This is a genomic window from Nocardia carnea (assembly GCF_029869215.1).
Lineage (GTDB): Bacteria > Actinomycetota > Actinomycetes > Mycobacteriales > Mycobacteriaceae > Nocardia > Nocardia carnea_B.
On the sequence record NZ_JARWPM010000062.1, the window covers coordinates 21,822 to 28,170 of the forward strand.

Below are 6,349 nucleotides of genomic sequence, written 5' to 3' on the forward strand. Positions count from 1 at the left end.
GAACATGACATCCACCGACACCGCATCAGGAAAGGCAGGGCAGGTTGCCGTCGTCACCGGAGGGTCCCGTGGCATCGGGCGGGCGATCTCGCTCGAGCTCGCGGCCCGCGGCAGCACCGTTGTCGTCAACTACACCGACAACGCCGGCGCTGCCGAGGAAGCCGTGATCGCCATCTCCGCGGCGGGTGGCACCGCCATTGCGGTCCAGGCCGACGTCGCCGACGAAGATGCGGTCTCCGCACTGTTCGACCGCGCCGAGGCCGAGTTCGGAGGCGTCGACGTCGTCGTCAACTCCGCAGGCCGCCTCGCCCTGTCCACCATCGCCGATCTCGATCTGAAAGTTCTCGACGCGATTCACCGGGTCAACATCCGCGGCACCTTCGTCGTCGCCCAGCAGGCTGCGCGGCGGCTGCGCGACGGCGGCTCGTTCGTGAGCTTCTCGACATCCGTGGTCGGCACCCAGTTCCCCACCTACGGCGCCTATGCCGCCAGCAAAGGCGCCGTGGAAGCGATCACCCTGATCCTGGCCAGGGAACTGCGTGGCCGCGATATCACCGTCAACACGGTGGCTCCCGGCCCGACCGCGACCGCGATGTTCCTCGACGGGAAGACCGAGGAACAGATCACAGCGCTGGCCGGGAATCCACCGCTCGAACGCCTGGGCACGCCGGAGGACATCGCGCGCGTGGTCGCCTTCCTCACCGGCCCCGAGGGGCACTGGATCAATGGCCAGATCCTGCGCGCCAACGGCGGAATGATCTGACGCCGAGACCGCCGACATCACCGAACACCACATCACCTGAGGAGATCACTATGCCGTTCGCCAACTTCAAGGTCCCCGCTGGAACCGTCGACGACGAGGACAAGCGGAAGATTGTGGAACGCACTACCGAGCTGTATGTCGAGATCTACGGCGAACGCGCTCGCGCGACCACCGTCGTCCTCGTCGACGAGGTCATCGACGGCGGCTGGGGGGTCGGCGGCACTGTGCTGACTGCCGAAATGCTCAACGGCAACACCTGATTCACCAGGTTTCCGGGAGGTCCCGCGGTGAACTGGCCGGCGCGGGGCAGCGAGTTTCGCGCTGCGGAGCAGCCACATCGCCGGGGCCGGGCACACGCGACCGCATCGACTCACGCGGTCGCTGTGGCTGCCGACCGGCCTGCATTTCGCCTGGAACTGCGCCGCGTCGGGCGCGACGATACCCGGCATGGCTGCGCCCGAATCGATCGAATATTCGTGTGCGTGGTCCGATTCCATGCGGAACGATGCCCATCGAAAAACGTTCAGCCGTGCGAGTGACGCATCGTTCGATCCGCTCACAGATCACCGATTGCGTTGAAAGGGTAGTTCATGACCACACGATGGCCGTTCCACGACTTCGGCGGCGACGGGCCTACGGTGATTGCTTTACACGGGCACTTCGGTAGCTCGGAGACCTTCCGCTCGTTCGCCCGTCAACTGTCCGGGCGGCTACATATCGTGGCTCCGGACCAGGTGGGCCACGGTAGTGCACCAGCCCATCTCCCGTTGTCGCCCGCGACGTACGTCGACCGGATGATCGCCTTCATCGAGCAACACAGCAGCGGGCCCGTACATCTTTACGGACATTCAATGGGCGGAACGCATGCCCTCCTGATTGCGGCGGCTCGTCCCGAGCTGGTGAAGTCGCTGATCCTGGAAGAGGGCGCCGCAGTGGTCGGTCCGGCTGTTCTGGACCAGTCCGGTTGGGCCGTGCGAGCCTCGACTTTCCTGAAACTCGCGGACATGGTCCGAGCGCAGGGCATCGAGGACCCCTACTACTTCCTGGAGAGCGCAGTTCGATTCTCCGACGGGTGGGGATTCCCGTTCGATTACGCGGCAATGAAGCAGTCCCAGCTCGATTCGATCGGAGATTACAGCAAGGAGTGGGCCTCGACGACGGCGCCCGCTCTTCTTATTCGAGGCAAACGCAGCAGGTTGTTTTCCGGGGAAACCGCCGATCGAATGGCCGCAGCCCGGCCCGGTGTTCGACTCGCGGAATTCGAAGCCGGCCATTGGGTGCACAACGACGCACTCGTCGCGCTCGCCGACGTCGTCGCCGAGTTCGTATACGCGAACGATTGAACCCTGACATCAGGACGCGATGGAGGTGAACTGCGCCCTGTTCATACATTTCCGTCCAACTTTCGACGGTTACTCCGAGAACCTCGGTAAGCGCCGGTCGCGAACGATGGACCGGTGCTGGTGAGCGGGACGCGAGGTACGCTTCGTTCATGCGTGCGATACCGAAGGCGGCGACCGGAACTCGGCACAAGGAGGTCTGGCGACGGATCGGTGGCACGGTGAGCATATTCGCGATCCTCGCAGTCACGGCTTGCGGCGGGTCCACGAATTCGAGTCCTCTCCCGTCGACCCGAGAATCTGCCCCGCCATCCACCGCCGCCCCGATCACGCCGTCGCCGCCCCGGCCGCAATGGGCTGCCGTCGGCGAGCCGATCGAATTCACGGATACCTTCGACATGCGGGGCACCGGCGTCGACACTTTGCCACGGATCACTATGACGGTCACCTCGGCACGAATCACGAATACCGATCCGCACATCCCCGCCGAATTCCGGAAGCCGGGAGAGCAGTACTTGGTCCTGGCCGTGGAAACAGCGTCCCCCGACCCCACTCATGTTCCTTCCAGGACACATTTCCAGCTGGTGGCACCGGATGGCGCGATATTCGAACCGAACGAAAACGTGGCCTATCGGCCGGACCATTATGAGAACGGGAACGGCGTCCTCATCTACAACGTTCCCGCGACCGGAATCCCCGAGGGCACCAAGGTGCAACTGGAACTGTACCGGGGCCAGCCGTTCGGCTGGGTGGTGTCGTAGTCGTAGCTCGCACAGGCGAAATCCTGCGTGGTCCGAGTGGCCGCGAGGCGTAGGTATGGGAATGAGCCGGTCGCGCAAGCGTACGGTCACCGAAGTACTTTCGCGCCGAGGAAGCGGCAGATACGCAGCGCAAGCGCGATATCCAGGGTCTCGTGCGGTGTTCCGGCGGTTCCGGTGGCGGCGAGAGCCTTGGTGATCCGGTATTTGACGGTGTTGCGGTGCAGGGTCATCTTCTTCGCGGTGTGCAGATGACTGTTTCCGGTCTCGTAGAACGTGCGCAGGGTGTCGCGTAACATCGCCGCCTGCTCGGTGTTCTCGGCGAGTTCGCCCAGGGTCTCGTGCACCCATTCGCGGGTGGCGGCCAGATCCTTGGCCAGCAGGGACACCACCGCCACACCAGGATCGCCGAAGCCGGTCAGCCGGTGCTCGGGCGGGATACCCGGCACCGTGGCGACGAAATAGGCGGCCGCGGCCTGCTGATGCGAACGACGGAATCCTTCCGCGCCGTCGCCCACCAGGCCGACGGCCAGCCGCATATCAGCGGGTAGGTCGACGGCGGCGTTCAGTTCCGCGGAACCGGCGGCCGGCCGCTTGTTCAGCGGGCACCACGCCCAGAGGGTGCGGCGATCGATCGCGGTACTCAGTGCCGGACCGGCACTGTCCACCGCGCGGGCCACCCTTTCGATACCGGTGTCCAGGACGGTCAGCGCCTCGGCCTCGTTACTGCCGCTGTACCACGCGATCAGCGCGAGATGCATACGGTCGAGCCGGTACCCGGTCTCGGCTTCGAAAGCCACCCGGTCCGGTGCCGCCGCGGCCAGCAGCGTATGCACTGCCGCCGAATGCATAGTGCCCCGGACGTTCATCCATCGCTTACGTTCGGCCTCATAGGTTTCGAGAACGTACAGGGTGATCCAATCGGCATACGAGTGGACGATATCGGTGAGGCGTTCGATAACGGCCAACCCCAGATCGCCGGGCAGATTCCGCCGCCCGATCTCGTCATGGCAGATCCGCATCATCGAGTTCTGCCCCAAGTGATACGAGCGCACCAGGAAATGCGAAGGTATCTCACGCTGCGCGGCACGCCGGGCGTATTCCAATGCCGCGATGGGCGGCTGCAGGTGGTGAACGGGGATATCGTTGGCCAAGATCTCGATCATGGTTGCCACATTGGCGTGCACGCTGGCGATACGCAGTTCCGCCAGCTGCGGATCGTCGCGGATGTAATCGACTTCCTGCGTGATCCGCCGGGCCAGCGTGGCGGCGATCTCCGGTTCCCGCGCCCGCAGATCGATACCGAATATCACGACCTCTTCGGAAATCCGGCTCGCCGAAAGGCCGGCCGGTGCTCCGTTGCGCGGCAGTTCGGGTGTGGAACGGATCATGGCTGCGACCTCTCGAATACGTTCGCGCTCAGGGGTTACCGAGATCAGCCGGCGGTTCGCGACCGGGATATGCCGCCGGGCCGGAACAGGCACTGGCCTGCGGCGCAGAGCGCACATCGACCCGGCGGCTGCGGCACCGCTGCCTACCCGCGGTGTTCAGTGGGTGTGCCGACACAATATTTCATAGGCTCGGGGGGCGTCTTCGGGAAACACCAGTACCTGCACCCGTCCACCCCACGCCGTGGGCGAGTGCGCCGGAGCGGAGGTGGCACGGACGCCGGCGTCGCGCAGAATACACCGGACGACCTCGGCGTGCTGATCCGTACCGACCGTGGCAGCGGCGACCAGGAGCCCGTATCCGCCGGCCTGCGGCTGCCCGCGGATTCGCCGCCACATCACCGGTTCCCGCCGATCTCGTCCGCGGCGCGGTCACGAGCAGCCTGCAGAACCGCCAGCTGCCTACGTTCCCCGTCGTGCTCGTGCCGGGCGAGCACCTCGGCTTCCGCGGGCGGATCGGGCGTGAGAAACGATCCGATGCCCGGTCGGCCGGCAGCACCGAGCCTGTTGAGGCGCTTCGGGACCGGCGCCCCTTGATAAGGCAGTGGTGCCGGGTGACCGTCGCCGCCGGCCTGCCCGAGTGGCTGATGAACCTCGAGGTATTCGCCGTGCGGCAGGCGGGTGATGAGGCCGGTTTCGATACCGTGTTCGAGCACCTCCCGATCACTGCGTTGTAGCCCCAGACAGAATCGGTAGGCGAGATAGTAGGCCGTCGGCGGTGCCAGCAGGAGGCCGATGCGACCCGCCCACACCGTCGCGTTCAACGAGATATCGAATCGGAAGGCGATGAGGTCGTTGAGACAGGACAGGGTGAGCACGATATAGAAAGTCAGCGCCATGGCCCCGATGCCGGTGCGCACCGGCACATCCCGCGGCCGTTGCAGCAGATTGTGGTGCGCGGTGTCGCCGGTGAGCCGCCGTTCGATCGACGGATACACGATGATCAGCGTGAAGATCAGCCCCATCACCACAGCGACCCAGAAAGCGGCGGGAATCGTATAGGGACCGAGGTAGATCTCCCACGCCGGGAGCAATCTCGCCAAACCGTCGGTCCACATCATGTAGAAGTCCGGTGCCGACCCCGCCGACACCTGCGCCGGGTTGTAGGGCCCCATATTCCAGATCGGATTGATCTGCAGCAGACCACCCATCAGGGCGACCGTGGCGAGGGTGATCATGAAGAACCCGCCCTGATCGAAGGCGAACACCGGCACGATGCGGGTGCCGACCACGTTCTTCTCCGTCCTGGCCGGCCCCGGATACTGCGTGTGCTTCTGATACCAGACGATCGCCACATGCGCCCCGATCAGCGCGAGCATCACACCGGGCAATAGCAAGACATGCGCGATGTAGAGCCGGGGAATGATCACATTGCCGGGAAACTCGGCGCCGAACAGCAGCCAGTGCAGCCAGGTACCGATCACCGGAATGCTCATGGTGATGCCGCCGAGCGGGGACCGCAACCCGGTGCCGGAGAGCAGATCGTCGGGCAGGCTGTAACCGAAGTACCCCTCGAACATCGCCAGGATCAGCAGGATCGAGCCGATGGTCCAGTTCGCTTCCCGGGGCCTGCGGAACGCGCCGGTGAAGAAGATCCGCATCATGTGCAGGATCATCGACGCGAGGAACAGCAACGCCGCCCAATGGTGAACCTGCCGGACGAACAGCCCACCCCGCACGTCGAAGGAGATATCCAGCGAACTCCGGTAGGCCGCGGACATGGTGACACCCCGCAGCGGCACATACGACCCGTTGTAGACCACCTCCGTCATCGACGGATCGAAATACAGTGTCAGGTAGATCCCGGACAGCAGCAGGATCACAAAGCTGTACAGGGTGATCTCACCGAGCAGGAACGACCAGTGGGTGGGGAACACCTTGTTGATCGATCGCTTCACGAATGCGGCCATCGCGAAGCGATCGTCCGGCCACCCCGCGGGCAGTGGCGGCCCGGGAGGGGGGGGGAGCGGAACGCGCGGACAAAGAGGGCGGCCCCCGCCCCCCCCGGCGCGCGGGAAAAACCCAACAGGCCCGTAAACC

General features: G+C 64.9%; 6 protein-coding genes. 4 read left to right on the plus strand and 2 right to left on the minus strand.

The features are described 5' to 3' along the window. Positions 1 to 4: 4 nt before the first annotated feature. The 4 genes from QH276_RS02865 (at position 5) to QH276_RS02880 (ending at position 2,864) form a co-directional block, all read left to right on the plus strand. On the plus strand, positions 5 to 763 hold the full coding sequence (locus QH276_RS02865) for an SDR family oxidoreductase (RefSeq protein ID WP_280396718.1): 759 nt from the start codon (positions 5 to 7) through the stop codon (positions 761 to 763). A gap of 50 nt (positions 764 to 813) precedes the next feature. Continuing rightward, a complete protein-coding gene (locus tag QH276_RS02870) occupies positions 814 to 1,023 on the plus strand; it encodes a 4-oxalocrotonate tautomerase family protein (RefSeq protein ID WP_280396719.1) in 210 nt (69 codons plus the stop codon). Positions 1,024 to 1,353: 330 nt separating this feature from the next. Next, complete coding sequence (locus QH276_RS02875) at positions 1,354 to 2,106, plus strand: alpha/beta fold hydrolase (RefSeq protein WP_280396720.1); 753 nt, start codon at positions 1,354 to 1,356, stop codon at positions 2,104 to 2,106. Positions 2,107 to 2,540: 434 nt separating this feature from the next. Beyond that, a complete protein-coding gene (locus tag QH276_RS02880) occupies positions 2,541 to 2,864 on the plus strand; it encodes a hypothetical protein (protein WP_280396721.1) in 324 nt (107 codons plus the stop codon). Between the two features lie 86 nt (positions 2,865 to 2,950). Here the strand turns inward: QH276_RS02880 and QH276_RS02885 are convergent, their stop codons facing one another. Both QH276_RS02885 and qcrB read right to left on the minus strand, forming a co-directional pair. After that, positions 2,951 to 4,252 carry a PucR family transcriptional regulator gene (locus tag QH276_RS02885; RefSeq protein ID WP_280396722.1) on the minus strand — a complete coding sequence of 434 codons (1,302 nt, stop codon included), beginning with the start codon at positions 4,250 to 4,252 and terminating at the stop codon, positions 2,951 to 2,953. A 395-nt stretch (positions 4,253 to 4,647) separates the two neighbouring features. Then, positions 4,648 to 6,219 (minus strand): cytochrome bc1 complex cytochrome b subunit, encoded by a 1,572-nt coding sequence (gene qcrB, locus QH276_RS02890; protein ID WP_280406591.1) that lies wholly within the window; start codon positions 6,217 to 6,219, stop codon positions 4,648 to 4,650. Positions 6,220 to 6,349: the final 130 nt, after the last annotated feature.